General features: G+C 71.5%; 17 protein-coding genes and 19 pseudogenes. 5 read left to right on the forward strand and 31 right to left on the reverse strand.

What is annotated here, in order from left to right:
* Nucleotides 1-392, forward strand: a pseudogene (locus FF86_RS47635) (SDR family oxidoreductase); the annotation flags it as partial.
* Between the two features lie 472 nt (nt 393-864).
* Here FF86_RS47635 and FF86_RS13295 read toward each other — a convergent pair.
* The 13 genes and pseudogenes from FF86_RS13295 to FF86_RS62320 all read right to left on the reverse strand — a co-directional run.
* Nucleotides 865-1095: a lipoyl domain-containing protein gene (locus FF86_RS13295; RefSeq protein ID WP_044884991.1), complete on the reverse strand. Its 231-nt coding sequence runs from the start codon at nt 1093-1095 to the stop codon at nt 865-867.
* A gap of 131 nt (nt 1096-1226) precedes the next feature.
* Nucleotides 1227-2100 (reverse strand): alpha-ketoacid dehydrogenase subunit beta (locus FF86_RS13300; protein WP_242418693.1); only part of this gene is annotated, 874 nt, incomplete at its 5' end.
* Between the two features lies 1 nt (nt 2101).
* Nucleotides 2102-2147: pseudogene (locus FF86_RS47645) on the reverse strand (hypothetical protein); the annotation flags it as partial.
* Nucleotides 2148-2154: 7 nt separating this feature from the next.
* Nucleotides 2155-2237, reverse strand: a pseudogene (locus FF86_RS62310) (hypothetical protein); the annotation flags it as partial.
* Nucleotides 2234-2624, reverse strand: a 391-nt coding sequence (locus tag FF86_RS47650) for a thiamine pyrophosphate-dependent enzyme (protein ID WP_242418694.1), incomplete at its 5' end; no start/stop codon positions are given. The gene FF86_RS47650 and the pseudogene FF86_RS62310, both read right to left, overlap by 4 nt.
* 1 nt (nt 2625) lies before the next feature.
* Nucleotides 2626-3262, reverse strand: a pseudogene (locus FF86_RS47655) (thiamine pyrophosphate-dependent dehydrogenase E1 component subunit alpha); the annotation flags it as partial.
* Nucleotides 3259-5115: an FAD-binding protein gene (locus FF86_RS13310; RefSeq protein ID WP_255354331.1), complete on the reverse strand. Its 1857-nt coding sequence runs from the start codon at nt 5113-5115 to the stop codon at nt 3259-3261. The gene FF86_RS13310 and the pseudogene FF86_RS47655, both read right to left, overlap by 4 nt.
* Nucleotides 5116-5169: 54 nt before the next feature.
* Nucleotides 5170-5361 (reverse strand): annotated as a pseudogene (locus tag FF86_RS47660) (hypothetical protein); the annotation flags it as partial.
* A gap of 1 nt (nt 5362) precedes the next feature.
* Nucleotides 5363-5580 (reverse strand): annotated as a pseudogene (locus FF86_RS47665) (2Fe-2S iron-sulfur cluster-binding protein); the annotation flags it as partial.
* Nucleotides 5577-6190 (reverse strand): SRPBCC family protein (locus tag FF86_RS47670; RefSeq protein ID WP_304438140.1); only part of this gene is annotated, 614 nt, incomplete at its 5' end. The gene FF86_RS47670 and the pseudogene FF86_RS47665, both read right to left, overlap by 4 nt.
* A 1-nt stretch (nt 6191) precedes the next feature.
* Nucleotides 6192-6773, reverse strand: a pseudogene (locus tag FF86_RS47675) (aromatic ring-hydroxylating dioxygenase subunit alpha); the annotation flags it as partial.
* Nucleotides 6774-7424: 651 nt separating this feature from the next.
* Nucleotides 7425-7879: TetR/AcrR family transcriptional regulator (locus tag FF86_RS62315; protein ID WP_255355779.1), on the reverse strand; the 455-nt coding region annotated here is incomplete at its 5' end.
* Between the two features lies 1 nt (nt 7880).
* Nucleotides 7881-8048: pseudogene (locus FF86_RS62320) on the reverse strand (TetR family transcriptional regulator); the annotation flags it as partial.
* 259 nt (nt 8049-8307) lie between these two features.
* Here FF86_RS62320 and FF86_RS66090 point away from each other — a divergent pair.
* Both FF86_RS66090 and FF86_RS47690 read left to right on the forward strand, forming a co-directional pair.
* Nucleotides 8308-8512, forward strand: a pseudogene (locus FF86_RS66090) (DoxX family protein); the annotation flags it as partial.
* 1 nt (nt 8513) lies between these two features.
* A pseudogene (locus tag FF86_RS47690) lies at nt 8514-8895 on the forward strand (DoxX family protein); the annotation flags it as partial.
* 398 nt (nt 8896-9293) lie between these two features.
* Here the strand turns inward: FF86_RS47690 and FF86_RS13335 are convergent.
* Nucleotides 9294-9734, reverse strand: a pseudogene (locus tag FF86_RS13335) (transposase); the annotation flags it as partial.
* 96 nt (nt 9735-9830) lie between these two features.
* On the opposite strand from FF86_RS13335, the gene FF86_RS13340 reads away from it, so the two are divergent.
* A partial coding sequence (locus tag FF86_RS13340; protein ID WP_242418696.1) for a helix-turn-helix transcriptional regulator occupies nt 9831-10264 on the forward strand: 434 nt, incomplete at its 3' end.
* 30 nt (nt 10265-10294) lie between these two features.
* Entirely contained in the window at nt 10295-10792 is a 498-nt protein-coding gene (locus FF86_RS13345; RefSeq protein WP_044884996.1) for an SRPBCC domain-containing protein, read from the forward strand.
* Between the two features lie 151 nt (nt 10793-10943).
* On the opposite strand, the gene FF86_RS13350 is transcribed toward FF86_RS13345, so the two are convergent.
* The 17 genes and pseudogenes from FF86_RS13350 to FF86_RS13405 all read right to left on the reverse strand — a co-directional run bounded on the left by FF86_RS13350 (nt 10944) and on the right by FF86_RS13405 (nt 19195).
* Nucleotides 10944-11951: an SRPBCC family protein gene (locus FF86_RS13350; protein WP_044884997.1), complete on the reverse strand. Its 1008-nt coding sequence runs from the start codon at nt 11949-11951 to the stop codon at nt 10944-10946.
* Between the two features lie 23 nt (nt 11952-11974).
* Nucleotides 11975-12625 carry a hypothetical protein gene (locus FF86_RS13355; RefSeq protein WP_044884998.1) on the reverse strand — a complete coding sequence of 217 codons (651 nt, stop codon included), beginning with the start codon at nt 12623-12625 and terminating at the stop codon, nt 11975-11977.
* The coding region (locus FF86_RS47695) for a GvpL/GvpF family gas vesicle protein (RefSeq protein WP_242418697.1) at nt 12622-12925 on the reverse strand (304 nt) is incomplete at its 5' end. The genes FF86_RS47695 and FF86_RS13355, both read right to left, overlap by 4 nt.
* Nucleotide 12926: 1 nt before the next feature.
* A pseudogene (locus FF86_RS47700) lies at nt 12927-13223 on the reverse strand (GvpL/GvpF family gas vesicle protein); the annotation flags it as partial.
* 1 nt (nt 13224) lies between these two features.
* Nucleotides 13225-13440, reverse strand: a pseudogene (locus FF86_RS47705) (GvpL/GvpF family gas vesicle protein); the annotation flags it as partial.
* Nucleotides 13441-13445: 5 nt separating this feature from the next.
* A partial coding sequence (locus FF86_RS13365; protein ID WP_242418698.1) for a gas vesicle structural protein GvpA occupies nt 13446-13860 on the reverse strand: 415 nt, incomplete at its 5' end.
* A gap of 189 nt (nt 13861-14049) precedes the next feature.
* Nucleotides 14050-14272 (reverse strand): annotated as a pseudogene (gvpK, locus tag FF86_RS47710) (gas vesicle protein GvpK); the annotation flags it as partial.
* Nucleotides 14269-14415, reverse strand: a complete 147-nt coding sequence (gvpJ, locus tag FF86_RS62335) for a gas vesicle protein GvpJ (RefSeq protein WP_255355782.1) — start codon at nt 14413-14415, stop codon at nt 14269-14271. The gene gvpJ (FF86_RS62335) and the pseudogene gvpK, both read right to left, overlap by 4 nt.
* 133 nt (nt 14416-14548) lie before the next feature.
* On the reverse strand, nt 14549-15044 hold a 496-nt coding region (locus FF86_RS66095), incomplete at its 5' end, for a GvpL/GvpF family gas vesicle protein (protein ID WP_396229861.1).
* Between the two features lies 1 nt (nt 15045).
* Nucleotides 15046-15820 (reverse strand): annotated as a pseudogene (locus FF86_RS66100) (GvpL/GvpF family gas vesicle protein); the annotation flags it as partial.
* Nucleotides 15821-16202: 382 nt separating this feature from the next.
* Nucleotides 16203-16346, reverse strand: a pseudogene (gene gvpJ, locus FF86_RS62345) (gas vesicle protein GvpJ); the annotation flags it as partial.
* 27 nt (nt 16347-16373) lie between these two features.
* A partial coding sequence (gene gvpO / locus FF86_RS13390) for a gas vesicle protein GvpO (RefSeq protein WP_242418699.1) occupies nt 16374-16601 on the reverse strand: 228 nt, incomplete at its 5' end.
* Between the two features lie 322 nt (nt 16602-16923).
* Nucleotides 16924-17772, reverse strand: coding sequence for an aldo/keto reductase (locus FF86_RS13395; protein ID WP_199865373.1), 849 nt, complete (start codon nt 17770-17772; stop codon nt 16924-16926).
* Between the two features lie 174 nt (nt 17773-17946).
* Nucleotides 17947-18053: pseudogene (locus FF86_RS66105) on the reverse strand (NADP oxidoreductase); the annotation flags it as partial.
* Nucleotide 18054: 1 nt separating this feature from the next.
* Nucleotides 18055-18166: pseudogene (locus FF86_RS66110) on the reverse strand (NADP oxidoreductase); the annotation flags it as partial.
* A 1-nt stretch (nt 18167) separates the two neighbouring features.
* Nucleotides 18168-18639 (reverse strand): annotated as a pseudogene (locus FF86_RS47715) (NAD(P)-binding domain-containing protein); the annotation flags it as partial.
* A 151-nt stretch (nt 18640-18790) separates the two neighbouring features.
* The gene (locus FF86_RS13405) at nt 18791-19195 is read right to left on the reverse strand and encodes a PPOX class F420-dependent oxidoreductase (protein WP_044885003.1); all 405 of its coding nucleotides are present in this window, start codon (nt 19193-19195) and stop codon (nt 18791-18793) included.
* Between the last annotated feature and the right edge of the window lie 127 nt (nt 19196-19322).

Raw genomic sequence — 19322 nt, forward strand, 5'->3', positions numbered from 1 at the left:
CGGCGATGCTCGCCCGCGGCGGCGGGGCCGTCGTCACCATCACCTCCGGCGCAGCGTGGCTCGTCCCGCCCGCCCCGGCCGGGCAGGGCGGCTGGGGGCTGGCCTACGCCGTCGGCAAGGCGTCGGGAAACCCGCTGGTCGGGGTCCTGCACACCGAATACGCCGGGCGTGGGCTGCGCGTGTTCAACGTCGAGCCCGGCTTCGTCGCCACCGAGCGCAACGAGATCTCGGTACGCGACTACGGCCGGGAACTCGTCGGGGCCGCTCCCCCCTCGGCGATCGGCGCGACCGTGCGCTGGCTGCTGGACAGCCCCGACGCCGACTCCCTGCTGGGCACGACGATCGAGGCCCAGGACCTCTGCCGGGCCCGCGAGCTGCACCCCGCCTGGTAGACCGCGGCGGGGTTCCCGCCCGGCCGGGCGGGAACCCCGCGATCAGTCGATCAGCGGTGCGTCGATCGGCGCGAATCCATCGGCGATGTGTTCCGCGCGCCGGGCCGCCGCGCGGGACGAGCCGCCCAGAAGCACCGGCGGCCCCGGCTGCCGCACCGGCACGGGTGTCACCCGGACCGTGGTGCCGCGGCGGCACCGTACAGCTCCTGTGTCGAGCGCCCGAACTCGGCCGGCACCCGCATGTCGCACCGCAGGCCCACCCGCATCGGGTTTCGGGACGCAACGGCCGCAGCTGACGTCGTTGTCACGGTCACCTCAGTTGCTGGTCGTCGTGCGCGGGCAGCGGACCAGGCGGAAACCGGCGCGTCTCCGCCTTCGAGCGTGTCGACGCCTGACCTGTCTGACGACGGACCTGTCTGACGACGGACGTGTCTGACGACGGACGTGAATCCGGCGCAGGGGTGCCCCGCGGTCATTCGATGCGGCCGACCAGGGTGCCCACCGGGTAGGTCTCCTCCGGCACACCGAGGATCTCCAGCGTGCCCGCGGCGGGCGCCTCGATCTCGGTCTCGGTCTTGTCGGTCGCCAGGACGTAGAGCGGCTGGCCCGCCTCGACGGCGGCGCCGTCGTCGGCGAGCCATTCGCCGATGATGCCCTCGGTCATCGTCACTCCGAGCTGGGGAATGCGCAGTTCCTCCGCCACCGGGCGTGTCTCCTTCGACTGTTCGCGGCCCTCGGCCGGTGCCTGCTTTGGCGCATGGTTGGGCGCACGGTTGGGTGCAGGTATCCGTGCACGGTCCGGGGCACCGATCCGTGCACGGATCGCCGGCTCGGTCAGAGCGTGGATCGGATGGCCGCCGCGATCCGCGACCGGCTCGGGATGTAGGCCTCCTCGAGGGACCGCGCGTAGGGCACCGGCGTGTCGGGCGCGGTGACCCGGACGACGGGTGCCGCGAGCTGGCCGAACAGCTCGGCGTGGATCGTCGCGGAGAGCTCGGCGCCGAAGCCGTTGCGCCGCACCGCCTCGTGGACGATCACGGCCCGGCGGGTCCGGGCGACGGAGCCGAGCAGGGTCGCGGTGTCGAGTGGCTGCAGGGTGCGCAGGTCGATCACCTCGACTCCCACCCCCTCGCCCGCGAGCTGCTCGGCGACCGCCAGGCAGTCGGCCACCTGGCGTCCGTAGGTGATCACCGTGACGTCATCGCCCGCGCGGGCGATGTTCGCCTGGCCCAGCGGAACCCGGTAGTCCCCCTCGGGCACCGGGCCGCGGGCGGCGAAGTACAGCCCGGTCACCTCGACGAACACGCACGGGTCGTCGTCGAAGATGGAAGACAGCAGCAGGCCCTTGGCGTCCGCCGGGTTGCTCGGCACCACCACCTTGAGCCCGGCCGCGTGCACGAGCTGGGCCTCGAGCATGTCCGAGTGCTGCGCGCCGAAGCCGCCGCCCGCGCCGGTGGCGGTGCGCACGGTCAGCGGCACCGGGGTCCGGCCGCCGGACATGTAGCGCAGCTTCGCGGCGTGGTTGACGAGCTGGTCCATGCAGACGTGCACGAAGTTCATCAGCATGATCTCGGCGACCGGCCGCAGGCCCGAGATGGCCGCACCGATGGCCGCGCCCATGATGGCCTGCTCGGAGATGGGGGTCATGCGCACCCGGTGCGCGCCGTGCTTCACGCCCAGGCCCTTGTGGACGCCGAACCCCCCGCCGNCGGGCTCCTGGATGTCCTCCCCGAGCGCGAAGACCGCCGGGTCGGTNCTCAGNGCGACGTCGAGGGCCTCGTTGATGGCCTGCACCATGCCGAGCGTGCGGGCCGTCTCGGGCGTCGCCGTCCCTGCGGTCGTCATGCCGTCACTCCGTCCTGCGCGGTGTCCGCGTACACGTCGGTGGTCAGTTCGCTCACCGCGGGCAGCTCGGCGGTCCGCGCGAACTCCCAGGCGTCCGCCACCTCGTCCGCGGCGGCGCGTTCGACCGCGGCGAGCTCGTCCTCGCCGACGTGGACGGCGAGCTGCGCCCGAAAGCGGACCAGCGGGTCGGCGGCGATGGCGGCCCGCAGTTCCTCCGCGGGCATGTAGACCTGCTGGTCGCCCATGATGTGGCCGCAGAACCGGAAGGTCATCGCCTCCAGCAGCGTCGGGCCGCCGCCGGACCTGGCCCGCTCGACCGCGGCGCCGGCGGCGTTGTACAGCTCGATCGGATTGTTGCCGTCCACCGTGACCCCGGGAACGGAATACNCGGCCGCCCTTTTCGCGATCCGGTCGACCGACGTTCCCTCGCGCAGCGGGGTGTATTCGGCGTACTGGTTGTTCTGGCAGACGAAGATGACGGGCAGGCGCCAGATCGACGCCAGATTCAACGATTCGTGAAAGGCACCGATGTTGGACGCACCGTCGCCGAAGTTGACCACGGTGACCTGGTCGGTGCCGCGAAGCTGGGCCGACAGGCCCAGCCCGTTGGCTATCGGCAGGCCCGACCCGACGACGCCGGTGGTCACCATGAGCCCGTACTCGGGCGCGGTGACGTGCATCGGGCCGCCCTTGCCCGCGCAGGTGCCGGCCGCCTTGCCGAGGTACTCGGCCCACAGCTCGCGCAGCGGCACACCCTTGGCGATCTGGTCGTGCAACCCGCGGTAGGTGGTGACGACGTAGTCGTCGCGACGCAGGTGGGCGGCGACGGACGCGGCGGCGAACTCCTGCCCGCGCGGCGAGTAGTACATGCCCCCGATTGCGCCGCTGGTCATCAGGGAGCGGTACTTCTCGTCGAACCGCGCGATCCGGGTGGCGGTGCGGAACAGGCCGAGCTGGACGTCGATCCCCGGCGACGCGGAGAAGTCGACCGCGTCGGCGGAGTCCGGGGGTGCCGAGATGCTCACGTGAGCTCCCCTTGCCTGGAGTGAACGGCGTGGCCGGGACGGCCGGCTTGACTGGAATGGCCGCCGGCTTGCGCGGAGTGGCCCGACTGCGTGGAATGGACGGCTTGACCGAAATGGCCGGCTCTGCCCGCCGCATGTGCACCGGCGCGCCGGCCCGAGAAGACGGCGTCGGCGAGGGAGAGCCCGGACACGTAGCTGTTGCTGCACAGGCCGACCGCCGCCCGACCGCCGGCGTACAGGCCGGGCACGATCGATGCGTCGCGGCGCAGAACCGCGCCGCTGTCCCCGTCGACCACCAAGCCGCCGAGGGTGATGAACGGGAACGGGTAGAGCGACGACGTGCGGGCCGAGACGTCCACCGCGTAGTAGGGGCCGTCGCCGATCGCACGGTGGAACTCGCCGGTCTTGCCGAACCGGTCCGGCAGGCCGGCCGCCGCCGTGTCGTTGTACTCCCGGACCGTCTTGTCCAGACCAGCCGGGTCGATGCCCACCCGGCGGGCCAGCTCGCCGAGAGTCGCGGCGCGCCGGTGGCCGGCGGGGCCGAACAGGTAGGCCAGTTGGGGGAGGTGGAAGAACGCCGACTGCGTGCGGATCTGGCCCCGGGCCCGACGCCACGTCTCGGCGTCGACGATGAGGTAGCCGCGGGCGTGCTGCTCCTCGACGAGGGGCGCCGAGAAGGTCGCGCCGTAGAGCTGCTCGTTGGCGAAGCGGTCGCCCTGGTCGTTCACGGCGATCCCGCGCATGAAGTCCGAGGGCGGGGAGAGGAACCGCCAGCCGGACATCTTCTCCAGGTGCGAGGTGGCGGCGTCCACCGTGGCGGCGAGGTCGAGGGCGGCCCCGGTGTCGCCGGCCGTGCCGAGCGCCGTCAGCCCAGCCCAGGCGGGGGCGTGGCGCGCGACGAGCTCCCGGTTGAAGCCGTGCCCGCCGGTGGTCAGCACCACCCCGCCGGTCGCCCGGACCCGCCGGGGCACCGAACGCCGGCGGGCGGCGGCGACCCCGACCGCGCCGAGTCGGGCCCCGAGCGCCGGATTCCACACGTGGGCCTTCGCCGCGAGCTCCGTGTACGTCCGGTGCCATCCGCCCGGTTGGCGTCCCGGCGGTGGCGCGTCGTAGTCGACGCCGACCACGCGGCCGTTCTCCACGACGAGGCCGCGGGCCTCGGCGAGCGGGCGAAACGTGACTCCCAGGCGCAGCGCCGAATCCCGCAGCCGGCCGTAGAAGGTCGCCCCCGAGAAGTTCTTCGCGTGGGTACGGTGCCCCCGCGGCGCCGGGGGCGCGACGTCGGCGTAGCCGGAGGCCAGTTCGTTGCCGGAGTAGTAGAGGTAATGCCGGTTCGTCGGGTAGGACGTCTTGTAGGGGCACAGGCTGCCCTCGAACTCGACCCCCTGCCGGCCGAGCCATTCGACCATCTCCCGGCTGCCCTCGACGAACTGGCGCAGCGTTTCGGCGGAGACGGCGTCGCCGACCTCCAGGCGGAGGTACTCGTACATGCCCTCGACCGTATCGGTGACCCCGGCCTGGGTCTGCTGGGCCGTGCCACCGCCGGCGTAGACGACGCCGCCCGAGTGCACCGTCGAACCGCCGCCGTAGAAACGGTCCAGGACGACGACGGAGGCGCCGCGCTCGGCGGCCGCGATCGCCGCGCACGCCCCCGCCCCGCCGAACCCGACCACGACCACGTCAAACGTCTCGGCGGCTTTCTGTGCGGCAGTCTCGGCGGCTTTCTCGGCGGCTGTCTCGCCGGCGGCTGTCTCGGAACCAGCGGTCGCGGACAAGCGGGCCGGTTCGGCTAAGTGGGCCGGTTCAGATAAGTGGGTCGGCTCAGCTAAGTGGGCCGGTTCAGATGAATCCATGGATGCTCGCTCCTCGGTTCCGGAGCACTCCCTCGGTGAGCTCCGGCACGACTGTCAGGGATTCAGGCTTTCCGGTTCGGGGAGGGTGGCCGCGGTCCGCGCCGGTGCCACCACGGAACCGTCGTCCGGGGCGTCCTGGGAATTCGGTCGGACGCCCCGTTTCTCGACCGTCACGTCGCCGGTGACGGTGAGCCGGCAGGCCAGCCTGGTGTCGCGGCTGGACCGCCTGCCGTGTCGGCTGGCGAGNTGGCGCAGTACACCCTGCTCGACGGAATCCGGCGGGACGAGGTTCTGGTGGCCGTCGATGACCCGCAGCGCGCAGGCGGTGCACCGGGCCTGGCCGTAGCAGATCGTCGGCCAGGTCAGGTCCGTGCGCAGCGCGGCGGCGAAGACGGTCTCCCCCACCCCGACCTGCAGGTCGATCCCGGCGGGCTCGACCCGGACCCGCGACGGGCGACGCGTCATCGGGACAGGTATTCGTCGATCACCCGATGGCTGTTCACGATCATCGACTCGTACCGGCCGGAGAGGACCAGGTCGCGCATACCCTGGGTGTGCACGCCCTTCTGCTGGGCCGAGATGTTCTGGAAGTCCTCCTTGAAGATCTGCGGCCAGTCCTCGATCGCGATCGGGCCTTCGAGAACCGGCGGGTCGGGCTCGTCGTCGCCGTCGGCGGGAATCTGGACCGCCCACACCTCGAACAGGCAGGACTCGGGATCGTCCCCGTTCGGCCGCACCCGGTAGATGATGGAGTTCCCGTACGCGGGGAGCACCGTCATGTTCGGGAAGATGTGCGCGTAGCCGGTGGTGTCGGTGGCCGGCGGCGGGAGCGGGATGCCGGCGCCGGCGGCATACTCGTAGAGCGCCCCGAAGAAGGCCATGGGGTACTCGTCCGGGTCGATGTCGCGTTTCGCCAGGCTCTGCTGGAGAAACATCTCCCGATCGGTCGCGTACGCGTCGGTCCCGACGTACAGCGCATTGTTGAACTGGGTGAAGTAGTCGGCCACGGACATGCCGGGGACGGGCACCGAACCGTCACTGGGCCGCAGGTGCGCATGCCCGCCGGCGAAGCACTNGAAGTTGCCGCCGAGCACGTCGATGTCGTAGTCGTCGTCCGCCGCGCCCATGCTCAGCGACGGATGCGCCTGCATGATGTGGTAGGCCTCCATGAAGGCCTCCTGCGCCATCTTCCAGTTCGCCGGAAGAACGAGGTGGCGCCACCAGCGGACCCGCATCCGTTCGAACCCGATCGGGGCCAGGGTCGACGCGATTCCGGCCATCGCCGTGGCCAGCGGAGGGGCCGCGGGATCCATGTTGATGAAGACCAGCCCGAACATGGTCCCGACCTGGCACTCGCGCAGGCGCAGGGAGTCGGGGGCGAGGCAGTCCGGCGCGAAACCGCGTCGCGCGTAGACGTAGGAGCTCGACCCGTCCAGATTCCACCGCCAGCCGTGGTAGGGGCACACGATCTGGCCACCGTGGAACGTGCCGGTGCCGTTTCCCAGCGCGGTCGCCCGGTGCCGGCAGGCGTTGAAGTACGCCTTCACGGTGTCGGCGCTCTCCCGCACGATGAGGATGGACTGGTCGTTGATGCGGTATTCGGTGAAGTCACCGGGGCGTAATATCTCGTCGAGTCGGCAGGCGAACTGCCAGGCGTGNGGCCACAGCTTCTCCTTCTCCCGCCGAGCGAATTCCCGGTCGAAGTACCGCTCGACCGGTACGCGTGAGGGATCGGTGATCGCGTGGGGGAAGGCCGGCGCCGCCCGCCCGGGAGCCTCCGGTTCGGCGTGGATGGTCAACTCATCTCCTCCTTCGAGGGCGCGCCCGCTGCGGTGCGCGTCCGGTCCCCCGGCGCGCCACATCCGGCGACATCGTTCGGCAACTGCGAGGAAGTAAATGAACAGTTACTTACTTTAAGATGTGACGCAGCTCATGTCAACGGTCGAACGGCGATGGATCGGCAGGAATCGGCCACGTCGGCGGCGCGACCCGCCCGACACCCGCGGCGCGGAACTCGCGGCGCGGAACTCGCGGCGCGGAACTCGCGGCGCGGAACTCGCGGCGCGGAACTCGCGGCGCGGAACTCGCGGCGCGGAACTCGCGGCGCGGAACTCGCGGCGCGGAACTCGCGACAGGCTCGCGGGCCCGGCGCAGGTGCTGATGCGGCACCGCGTGGAGGCCGACGCGAAGCCGCGCGGGTACCGACGCGGGGCGCCGGCCGGTGCCGATGCGGGACGCGGGCCGGTGCCGATGCGGGGCGCGGGCGGGTTCGCGCTGGGCGAGCGGGTCCCCGCCGGGTGGGGGCGGGCTCAGGAGCCGACCGGGAACCCCTGGGCGAGCAGCGACTCGGTCAGTCGGATGGCCGCCCGATGCCGGTCGGCCGTGGCGGTCACCGACAGATGAGTCAACCCCCAGCTCACCGAGGTGAGCAGGTCGACCATGGCCTGGACGGAGGTGCCGCCGGGCAGCTCACCGACCTCGACCGCCTCGACGACCAGCCGGCGGTAGAGCGTCTCCTCGGTGTGGCGGCGGTATCCCACCGCGGCCGCGAACTCCGGGGAATGGGTCGACTCGAACAGCAGGCTCGCCTCGAAACGGGTCATCGCGGGGTGATCCGCCATGCATGCGAGGGCCTCCTCCAGCAACGCGACCAGCCGGGCCCGGAAGCCCTCGACGGAGAAGGCCGCCGCCTCCAGCCGCCCCACCACGTCCGCGAAGACGTCGTCGAGTGCCTGGAGGACCAGGTCCGCCTTGGACGGGAAGTNCCGGTAGATCGCCGCGCTCGTCAGATCCGCCTGCTCGGCGATGGACTTCATCGTCGCCCTCGAATACCCCACCTCGGCCACATGCGTCATCGCCGCGAGCAGAATGCGCCGCCGGGTGCGCTCGGCGTCGGCGTTCACCGGGCGGCCGAGGCGGGCCGACGACTTCATCCGACGCTCCTCCAGGTCGNCCCGCCGGGCCGAGGTCGCCACCGCCCGGTGTGGTGCGGGCCAACCCCGAGTATCCCCGGCGTGCACCGGCCCGCGTTCGCGCCTCGGGACGTGGGACGTGGGACGTCGCTCACCGCACAGACCGTCCGCGACTTCTACGAGGACCTCGACGCATCCAGCCGGATGTGATCCCTCCCCAGGGGTCGATCGTGGCCGGAGCAGCGGATGCGAAAAGTGATCGCTTGTATACGATGCGTTAATGACATTGGATGCGCACCAAGCAGCCCCTGGCCGGACGGGAGACGAAGCGATCATCGGAGCAGGCGACGCACGCGCAGAGAAGGCACGACGACGTCCGGCGCCGATGGGGTTCGACCTCGGCCTGTTCCTGCTGCGCCTGACCGTCGGCGTCACCATGGCCGGCCACGGCACCCAGAAGCTGTTCGGCTGGTTCGGCGGCGGCGNCCTCGACAGCACTGCGGCGTTCTTCACCAGCGCCGGTTACCCGTCGGGCCGGGCCTTCGCCGTCGTCGCCGGGCTCACCGAGACCCTCGGCGGAATCGGCCTGGCCCTCGGCCTGCTCACCCCGCTCGCCGCCGCCGCGCTCCTCGGCACGCTCATCAACGCCATGGCGACCCGCTGGGGCGGCGGCTTCTTCGTACCGGACGGCATCGAGTACGAGATCCTGATCGCCATGGCCGCCCTGTCCCTCGCCCTGACCGGCCCGGGTCGCCTCTCGGTCGACGCCCGGTTGCCCGTCCTGCGCGACAACCGCCTCGACGTCGCCGTCGGCGCCGTCGCCTTGGGCGGCGTGACCGCAGCCGTCGTACTGCTCATCCGCGGCTGAGCGGGTCGGCGACCGTCGGGGTTTCGCCCGGGGCTGACCGGGGATCGTCGACTGTGACGTCCCGGCGGCGGCACCGCGCGGACAACCGCCGGATGAGGGCCGGATGAGGGGCGCGTACCGGGCATCCGCGACAGCCACGGGTTGGGCGTGGGTCGTGGCGGCCGNCCGGCAAGGCGATGCGGACCGCAGACCGGCCGGCCGTCCCCGCGCGGACGACCGCCCTCCCCCGAAGCCGACCGTCCTCGCCATTTTCACATCCCGATCATGTACCGCCCCGCAGACACACTCCCATTCCCGGATGCGCAACGGCGACTCTGCTCGGAAGAATACTCTTGCATCATCACACCGCGTCCCACGTTTCTTGGTTGATCGCAGGCCGGGGTGACAGATGCTTGTCGCGGGACCTTTCGTTTGTTCCACGCGTTTATCCGTTTGTGGATGTCGGCTTCGAGTTCGACGACACGGCGATGGGTGGAACGGCGCAGCTTGCGGGTGGTCAGTTCAGCGAACCAGCGCTCGACGAGGTTCATCCACGACGCCGAGGTCGGGGCGAGGCGCAGGTGGAGCCGCGGGTAGCGCAGCAGCCAGTTCTTCACTGCCGGGGTCTTGCGGGTGGCGTAGTTGTCCAAGATCAGGCGCAGGTCGTAGCCGACCGGGACCGAGGAGTCGATCAGCTTGAGGAAACGCAGGACCTCCGGGTGGCGGTGCCGCCGGTAGGTCTGGGCGATCACTGACCCCGACACCGGATCGAGGGCGGTCAACAGGCTGGTCGTGCCGCGCCGAACGTAGCCATGGGTCATCCGCGCCAGCGTGCCCGGCATCATCGGCAGCACCGGTGCGGGCGGGGCGGGCGGGTCGGCGGCCACCGCACGGACCGACGGTTCCGGAGTCGCCCGTCTTGCCTCGCTCGCCGGTGTCCGCTAACGTACAACTCAATGGTTGTAGATCAGGGCCCCGTCGAGCACGCCGATCGCCTCTTCCATGCCCTGGCCGACGCGACGAGGCGCGAGATCGTGGCGCTCACCCTGACCGGTGAGCATTCGGTCTCCGAGCTCGCCCGGCGGTTCCCGATGAGCTTCGCGGCCGTTCAGAAGCACGTGGCGGTACTGGAGGGCGCCGGGCTGGTCACGAAGCGACGGCAGGGTCGGGAGCAGCGCGTGCGGGGCAACGCGGACGCACTGCGCGAGGTTCATCGGCTGCTGGACGAGCTCGCGGCTCTGTGGCGGGGACGCATCGACCGGATGGCCGCGATCCTCGCCGAACCCGACCCGTTCGACAGCGACCCATCCGATAGCGACATGGCAGGCAGCGACAGGGCAGGCAGCGACACAGCCAGCAGCGACACGGCAGACGGCAGGCCAGCAGACAANGAACGAGCAGACGGCGAGGAGCGACGCGCATGACCGTGATCGACGTGAAGAAGGATCCTGAGGCCCTCAGTCTCGCCATCAGCTCCAGGTTCGAGGCGCCGCCGCAGCGAGTGTGGCGGATCTGGGCCGACCCGCGCCAGCTCGAGCGGTGGTGGGGGCCGCCGACGTACCCGGCGACCGTCGTCGACCACGACCTGGCTCCCGGCGGCTCGGTCACGTACTTCATGACCGGGCCGGAGGGAGACAAGCATTATGGCTGGTGGCGCGTCCGGACGGTCGACGTCCCGCACCGGCTGGAGTTCGAGGACGGCTTCGCCGACGACTCGGGCCGCCCCAACCTCGACCTGCCCACCACGATCGTTCGCGTCCAGCTCACCGCGGACGGCGAGTCGGCGACCGTGATGACGATCGAGAGCACCTTCCCCTCGTCCGAGGCGATGGAGCAGATGGTGTCCATGGGCATGGTCGAGGGCATGTCCGAGGCCCTGGGACAGATCGAGGCCCTGCTGGCCGGAGCCCCGGCCTGACCGCGTGCCCTGACCGCGTGCCCTGACCGCGTGCCCTGACCGCGTGCCCTGCGCGCGGCCGTAGCCTCGCCGGCGACGACGAGGCTCCCGGGCGTCGGGCCCGGCCCGCCTGCCGAGATCACCCTCCGGCACGTCCCGCCGGCATGGACGATCAGCCGCCGACCGACGCCTTGGGCCTGGCTTCAGCGTCGGAGGTCTGTTCGGACTCGCCGCCGGTGTCCTCGTCCGAGGGCCCGGGTGTCGCGCCCGCGGGCCGCCCGGCGTCGCCGCGGCCCGAGTCGGCCGCGTCGTCGGCGTCCCGCGTGCCCTCGGACTCCTCCGCGCCCTGTTCTCCTTCGTCGGGCTGTTGGACGACCTCGCCGTCGCGGATCACACCCCGCCACGAACCGCTCGCCTCACCCTGCATCGTGATGTAGCGGCGGAAATGCTTGAGATCGAGCCGGGCCCGTCGACCACCGGCCCGCCAGATATTACCGATCTTCTCCATGAGTCCGGACGGATAGTATTCCATGGCCAGCAGCACCCGGGTCAGGTCGTCGGCAAGCGGGTGGAACGTGACGGCTCCCTTGGTGGAGCCCTTCGGGCCCTCTGAGGTCCACACGATCCGCCGGTCCGGTATCTGCTCCTGGACCTTGGCCGCCCAGGTCCGGCGGGATTTGAAGACCTTGACCCGCCAGTTCTGCTCGGTCTCGCTCTTCGCGTCCACCGCCTCGACACCCTTCATGAAGCGGGAGAACTGCGGGTACTGCGTCCACTGGTCATACGCCACGGAGACCGGCACCCCGACGTCGATCGTCTCCTCGATGTTCGTGGCCTTCGGCGGCCCACCCTTTCCACCGGACCCCTTGCCACCGAGATGCAGCACCGACGTGACCTTGTCCTTCGCCGCCGAGGCCGCCGTCGCGAACGCGGCCCGCAGCGGCGACTTCCCACTGGCCAGCTGCTGGGAACCAGCCTTGAGCGCGGAGACCGCACCACCCTGGTCGGCGAGCACGTTCAGCTTTTCCGTACTCGACGTGAGCCGCTCCGTCGTCTTCCCGACCAGCTGGGCACCCCGCGCCTTCGCCAGGTTCTTCGCCTGGTCGACCAGGTTCTTCGTCGCCGGGTTCTCGCGCAGGGCGCCGATGATGCCCGTCTGCTTCGCAGTCGTCTGCGTCATGTCCCCTCCTCGTCGATCTGCCGTCACTCGGCTTCCGCCATGAGAGGGCGACGACGAGCGCCGCGATCGGGTGCGGGGGCACGGCCGGCGGGGCGGCGGCCCTCATCACCGTCGTCGGGCCCCTGTTCCTCGGTCTCCGCCTCCTCCTGCTCCGCTTCCGCCGGCCCCTGGTCGGATTCCTCGGTCTGATCGCCGGGGCCGCTGTCCGCCTGATCACTGGTGGTCCCGTCCGCCTGATCGCCGGGGCCGCCGTCCGTCTCCTGTCCCGCGGGTGCCTGCTCGTCGGTCTTTCCGCCGGCGCCGGGCACTGTCTTCAGGACGTCGCTCACGGCTCCGGCCGCCGCCTTCGCGGTGGTGCCGCCCTTCTCCGTGAGGGTCTCCGTGAACTGCTGGGTACGTTGTTGCAGGTTCTCGGTGAGACGCTCGACCTGGGCCTCGTACACCGACAGGGCGGCGCGCCGGCTGGCCTCCACGACCGGCCCGCGCACCTGGGCGAGCAGCTGCTCGCCCTGGGGGGACTTCAGCAGCTTCACGGCCTGATCCCGCAGGACATCCTTGGGATCGTGATTGCGTCCGGTGAGCCAGAGCGCCACGCCGATGGCCGCCTTCGCCTTCTTGGTCCGGCCGAGGACGTAGCCACCGACGAGCGCCGCGGCGATCTTCGCATTGCTCACGGTTGGTCATCTCCCTTGCGTTCGTCCCCCTCCGGTCCCCAGCCCCAGCGGCCGGTGCCCGCAAACGAGTCGGCGGGTCCTGCCGCTGAAGCCCGGGTGATGGTGGGGATTTCTATGAAATCGATGGCGGGCAACGGCCCGACGTACTCGATCGAGAGCTCCGGTCGGGCCCGACGCAGCCGCGCGACCGCGGCGTCGAAGGTCTCGATGTCGTCGGCGGCCAGCAGAAAGGCCCAGCTGAGCACGGGATCCTCCGCCCCGCCGTGTCGCCGTCTCGGCCGATCGGAGCGGGCCAGCGGCNGCAGCTCACTGAGGATCTCGTCGGCCTGCCGCTGCCGCCGCTGCACGACCAGCTCGGCGATCTCCTGCCCGAACCTGATCCGCTCGTCCAGATCGTCCGGTGGCGGATACGCGGCCGCCGGCGACCCGGGGAGCACCGCCTGCAACGCGGACTGCTCGTCCTCGTCCACGTCAAGACGCAGTTCCACGAGACCATCGACGGCGTCGAGCCGCTCCGGCATCACCTCGACCAGCGGCGCGAGGACCTCCTCGCGCACGGCATCCTCGTCGGGAGCGACCGTGCCGAACCGCAGGGGCANCACGGGGCCTCGCGCCAGCAGCCGCTGCAGGATGTCCAGATGGTGCACCGCCTCCTGGTCGCCGAGGACCCCGACGTCGGCGGTGCAGCTCACCGCGGCCGACAACGGCCCGAACCGCACCAGATGCACCGGTTCCGGGGGGTGTCCAAGGCCGGGCGGGGCGGGTTCGGGAGCCGGATGCCCCGCTCGCGTGACGCCATACACGATGACGGGCATGGCCCTCACTCCTTCTTGCCGCCGCGGCGCTCTGCCGGGGCCTCGCGACCTGCCGGCAGGTCCCGCCCGCGACGTTCCTCGGCGGGCGCGCCGCGCAGAGCGTCGACCACGTCCTCGGCCGTGTCCTTGAGTCCAGCGAGTGCTCCGCTCGTCTTGTGCCGAGCGGTGCCCTCGGTGACCTCGTGCATGAGCCCGGGAAGTCCGGCGACCTGCTCCCTGGGCTGCAGATCGAGCCGGTTCACCGCTTCCGCGAACCGCAGGTAGGTATCGACGCTGGCGATGACGATCCGCGCGTCGATCGTGAGGATCTCGATTCCCACCAGCGCGACGCGAACGTAGGCGTCGATGACGATCCCCTTGTCGAGAACCACGTCGAGGACGTCGGCAAGACTGCTCGGCTGGGGAGCTCGATTGATCGGANGACTGGCAACGGTCATGGCGCTGACCTCGCCTTCTGACAGGATTGCTGGTCGGCGCAGGATCGGGCGGAGCGCCGCGTGGGTGCCATCGGCCCGCGGTCCGGGACCGCCTCGGAGCCGGTCTCGACGAGGCGACGCGCCCGGGCGACGGCGTCGTCGGCCTCCCGCTGGGTGACACCGAGCGAGGTGNGGACCCGCTCGAGGCTGTGCCGGATCTCGATCAGTGCCTGGCCCAGGTCGTCGAGCTGCTGCACCGTCAGCTCGCCGCCGTCCATCCGGCGGATCGCCTGGCGTTCCAGGACCTCGCGCAGCAGTTCGAGGACGACCACGACGAGCTGTCCCAGACCTCGACCGACCTGGTCCGGGTCGGCGTTGAGGCGCAACGGGCGACCGGCACCGCCGGAACCACTCATTCCGCCACCTCCCCAGCACCCTCCACGGCCGTCTGGATGCCGACGAGGAGCAGCCGCAGATCGAGCCGGATCAGGTCGACCCCGGCCAGGGCGATCACGACGTCTCCACTGATCACGACACCGCGATCCACGAGCCGGTCCAACAGGTCTGCGAGCGGCTGGGCCGCAGAGCAGGGCGTGCCGGCGGTGGCCGGGGNGCGGGGNCGGACCAGACCGGCGACACCGGCCCGGCCCCGGGGAACGGGCCCGCCGCCCGGCTCGCACCTCCGACCCGACTCAGCCATCCCCATCACCACCATCCCCACCACCGCCGCCATCCGCACCACCGCCGAGGGTGACGTGCACGAAGGAGTACGGCGGCCAGGGCCCCGTGATCTCGGCGTCGAGACCGGCCTGCGTCAGTCGCCGCACCAGCGTCCGCGCCGCCGCGAGGAACTCCTCGTCGGCCGAGCGCGGCACGAGGTACGCGCAGTCGAGCATCCGCCCGACCCGGCCGCCCCGGCGTCGCGCGGTGTCCCGGGCGAAGGCGGTCAGTTCCTCGTCCGCCTGTTCGATCAGCGTGCCGAGTTCTTCCCGGCGTGCCTCCTGCGCCCGGATCTCCCGGCGCCGGGCCGTAAGATAGGCCGTCCCCGATCCCGGCGCGAGTCCCGCCACCTCCACCGGAAGATCGATGGGCTGGTCGAGAGGCGCCGCGTCGGCCACCGGCTGAGGCGCGTCGACCCGTAGGCCCCATTCCCTCGTGTCCTGAACCTGGGCCAGCGTGCGGGAAAGCNTCTGCTCCGGATCATCGAGCACCGCGTAGGCGTGCTCCGCGTCCGGCAGGACCGTGCCGAAACGCAGCGGGAGCACCCCACCGCGTTCCGCCAACGCCCGCAGCACCTGATCGTGCCGGCGGGCAAGGTCCGCAAGCCGTCCCGTCTCCGAGACGTCCTCCTCAAGGTCACGCAGCAGGGCGAGCTCGATGTCGGAGACCACCAGGGCCACCGGCGGGCGAACCACGGCGCGCACCTCGGTCCCGGCCACCAGACCTTCGAGATCGGACACGTGCCGGCTCTGCTCCGGGACGATCCCGTAGGCGTACAGCCCGTGGTCTACGTCGACGCCGCAACCGCGCCCGCGAGACCCGCCCGTGGATGCGGCCGCAGTCCCCTCACCGCCCGGGACCGCGAGGTCTCCTGACACGCGGTCGTCTGACACGCGGTCGTCTGACACGCGGTCGTCTGACACGCGGTCGTCTGACACGCGGTCGTCGGTGGGGACCTCGGCCTCCCGCACGAGCCCGCGCTCACCCGGCAGCCCCTCGTCGGGCTTCGGCGGCGCCTCGCCCGGCAGCCCTTCGCCCCACAGCCCTTCCGCGAGGGCCGTCCACCCCTGCGCGAGTCCCGGCACCCCCGCGTCGAACACGACCCGCGTGATCTCCTGCGCCAGGCGCTGCGCGACCTGGCGCCGGGCCACACTGCGCGCCTCGGAGACGGCTTCCTCGAGCACGCCGGGTGCGAGCTGTCGGGCAAGGGCGGCGAGGCTGTCAGCGTCGCTCGCCGCGGGCATGGCGGCTCTCCCCCCTCGTCGCGTCCGGCGCTCCTGCGCTCACCGCTCCTCCGCTTGCCACGGAATCGGCCCAGGGCAGATACGGCCGTCGAGAGGCGGCGGCGACCGGGGCAGAGGCCGCCCATCGCCGCTCGTCGACCATCCTCGCCGGCGCCTCGACCGCGGCCCGGTCCGGCAGACCCCGCCCGACCTCGGTCGCAGGCATACGGCCGGCGGCCTCCAGGGCCGCCAGCCGGCTGCGCAGCTCCTCGTTCTCCTCCCGCAACGAGCGTGCCTTGGAGTTGAAGAAGGGATCGGCCGTCCACCAGTCCAGACCCATCTCGCGGGCCGTGTCCGCCGAGGCGATGAACAGTCGCAGCTTCAGGGTGAGCAGCTCGACGTNCAGCACACTGACGACCACGTCACCGACGATCACGATGCCCTTGTCGAGCACCCGTTCCAGCACATCCGCGAGGGAGTCGGAACGTGGCCCACTCCACGCCCGTGCCCGAGACGGCCCGGTGGCGAGGCTTCGATCGACGGTCATCAGCGGTCCTGGCACGGTCAAGGGAACTTAGTCGGTAGCACCCCGAACGAATCGTCGTAGGCGCTCATAACCCACGAGCGCGCCGCGAGCATCCACATCGAGCCGATACGTAGCCAGCACGCTCGTCGTGGACGGTATGCGATCCAGTTCCACGACATCCGCCAGGATCGACCAACCGTCGTCCGTCCTCCGCACCCCCGAAATTCGCTCTGGAGTATGACCGAGAATGGACTCGAACTCGGCGAGCGCGTCGGGNAGCACCGTCGCCAACTCGCCACGTATCGCGTGATCCGGACTTCGGCGCCGTGGTGGGTCGTCGTCCGGGTGCATGGCGCGAAAACNCCCCGTCGAAGGCCCGTCTCCGGGCCAGGGGATCGGAATCACACCGAGAAAACATCGACAACGCGCATCTGCCCAGGAACGCTCGCTCCAAACACGGCTCCCCGGGCGGAAGAACCGGCGGAGACATTTCCTGGCAGGACAGGAGAAGTGCCGCTATAGCGGAGAAGGTGACCACCGCCGCCGACCCGGGGAACCGACCCGCGGCGGGGCCGGCCGGCCTGCGGGCCGACCGGGCTCAGTGCATCTCCAGCGGCACCGGCTCGGGCGGCGGCGGGAACGCACGGTCGAGGTCGGCGAGCTCGTCGGGGGCCAGCCGCAGGTCGAGAGCCTCCCGGTCCTCGCGGACGTGGCGGGGATCGTGGGAGCGCGGGATCGCGACCACGCCTTCCTGCGCCAGCACCCAGGCGAGCGCGGCCTGGGCCGGTGTCACGCCATGGCTGGTCGCGATCCCGGTGAGCGCCGGCTCGTGGGCCAGGCGGCCGAGCTCGAGCGGGGAATACGCCATGATCGGGATTCCCCGTTCGCGGCACCACGGAAGCAGGTCGAGCTCCGTGCCCCGGCGGTTCAGGTTGTACAGCACCTGGTCGGTCTGCACGGCCTCGCCGCCCGGCAGCTCCACGAGCTCCGCCATGTCCTCCACATCGAGGTTGCTGACCCCCCAGCGCCGGATCCTGCCGGCCTCCACCAGCTCGGCGAACGCCTCCAGCGTCTCGGCCAGCGGGACCGGCCCCCGCCAGTGCAGGAGGTAGAGGTCGACAACATCGGTGCGCAGCCGGGCGAGGCTGGCCTCGCAGGCGGCGATCGTCCCGCGCGCCGTGGCGTGCTGCGGGAGCACCTTGCTCACCAGGAACACGCCTTCGCGGCGGCCGTCGATCGCCTCGCCGACGAGCTCCTCCGCCGCCCCGTCGGCGTACATCTCCGCGGTGTCGATCAGGGACATCCCGAGATCCAACCCGGTCCGGATCGCCTCGATCTCCTGATCGCGCAGGCGGGGATCCTCGGCGAAACGCCAGGTTCCCAGGCCCAAGGCGGGGATCGGTTCGCCGGACGGAAGCTTGACGGTGCGCAGGGCGGCGGTCGGCATGCAGACCTCCCGGACCGGGTGCGCTCCGACGGTCCCCGCCTGCCGGAGACCGTCCGGTCGCGGACCCTCCCGTACCTCTCACGGTAGGGCCCTGCGGCCAGTGCGCCACCGGCGCCACCGGCGTCGGCGGCGCGGGACCGTCGGCTGACGCGGTCGAGTCCGCGGCGGCTGCTGTCAGGCGCGGAAGTCCGCCGGGCGGTCCGGGGAGGCGGCAGCCAGGGCCTTGACGGTGCCGGCGGCGTCGAGGTCCGCGCCGTAGACCGGGGTGCCGGGCTGCTGACNCCAGGACTCCGCCAGCGTGCCGCCGTCGACCGGGTCGAAGCCCAGCTCGTCGACCAGCGCGAACACCAGCTCCTTGCCGGGGCCGTCCGCGCCCGCGATCGGCAGCGCGATGNGGCCCTCGGCGCCCTTCGGCCGGCCACGCTCCAGCAGGTGCTTCCAGAAGATCCCGTTGAACACCTTGATCACCGGCGCGCCGATCTGCTCGGCGACCCAGACGCTCTCCGTGGTGCCGGCCTCGATCGCGTCAAGGCGGCCGTCGCGCTGCTGGGGGTAGTAGTTGTTCGTCTCGATCACCGGCGCCCCCGGCTTCGCCCCCTTGAGGATGCCCGCGGGCAGGTTCGGAACGTTCTTCTGCGGGATGCTGATGATGACCACGTCGGCGTCCTCGGCGGCGTCGGCCGCCCACACGGCCGTGGCCCCGCTCTGCTCCGCGAGCTCCGCCAGGGTCTGCGGGTCGCGCGAGTTGGCCACCCGCACCTCGTGGCCGAGCTCGCTCAGCCGCCGCGTCAGCGTCCCGCCGATCTGACCCGCCCCGATGATCCCGATTTTCATGGTCCGCGCTCCTCGACGACCGGGGCGAGGCACCTGCGCCTCGCCACGCGCCGTCTCCAACCTTGCCGATCGGGAAACTGTTCCGACCCCGCACTGCCGCGGCCCGCACTGCCGCGGCCCGCACTGCCGCGGCCCGCACTGCCGCGGCCCGGCCTGCCGCGGCCCGGCCTGCCGCGGCCCGGCCTCAGCCGCGGACGACGACGCGGCGCGGATGCAGCACGGCCGTGGTCCGCTCGGGGTCGAGGGCGCTGAGCCGGGCGAAGTCGGCGCCGTAGCGGTCCGTCATCCGGGCCAGGACGGACTTGTCCGGGTCGGGCACGAGCTCGACGTCGGCACGGATCTCCAGGGTGCGCCCCGGATTGGTGGGGTCGAACACGAACAGGGTCGCCACCGGGGTGCGTCGCAGGTTCGCCAGCTTCTGCCGGGTACTGATCATCGAGACCCTGACCGTCGGCCCGTCGGGGAGGAACCAGACGGCGGTCGACTGGGGCCGACCGCCCGCGCCGATCGTGGTCAGGACGCCGGTCAGCGGGTTGTCGATCAGGTCGCGGTGGGAGGCCGGGAACTCGGCCGGCTCGGGTGTGCTCACCCCTGTATGCCTACCTCCTCTGCCCGCCCTGCGCACCGGCGGGGCCGGGCACCGCCGCGCGGGCGCCCGGTCCCGTCCTACGCGACGGCTCACCATGGTGTCGGCGTGGATGCCCCGCCCTGACGCC

The sequence above is a fragment of the Frankia sp. CpI1-P genome, assembly GCF_001421075.1.
Taxonomy (GTDB): domain Bacteria; phylum Actinomycetota; class Actinomycetes; order Frankiales; family Frankiaceae; genus Frankia; species Frankia torreyi.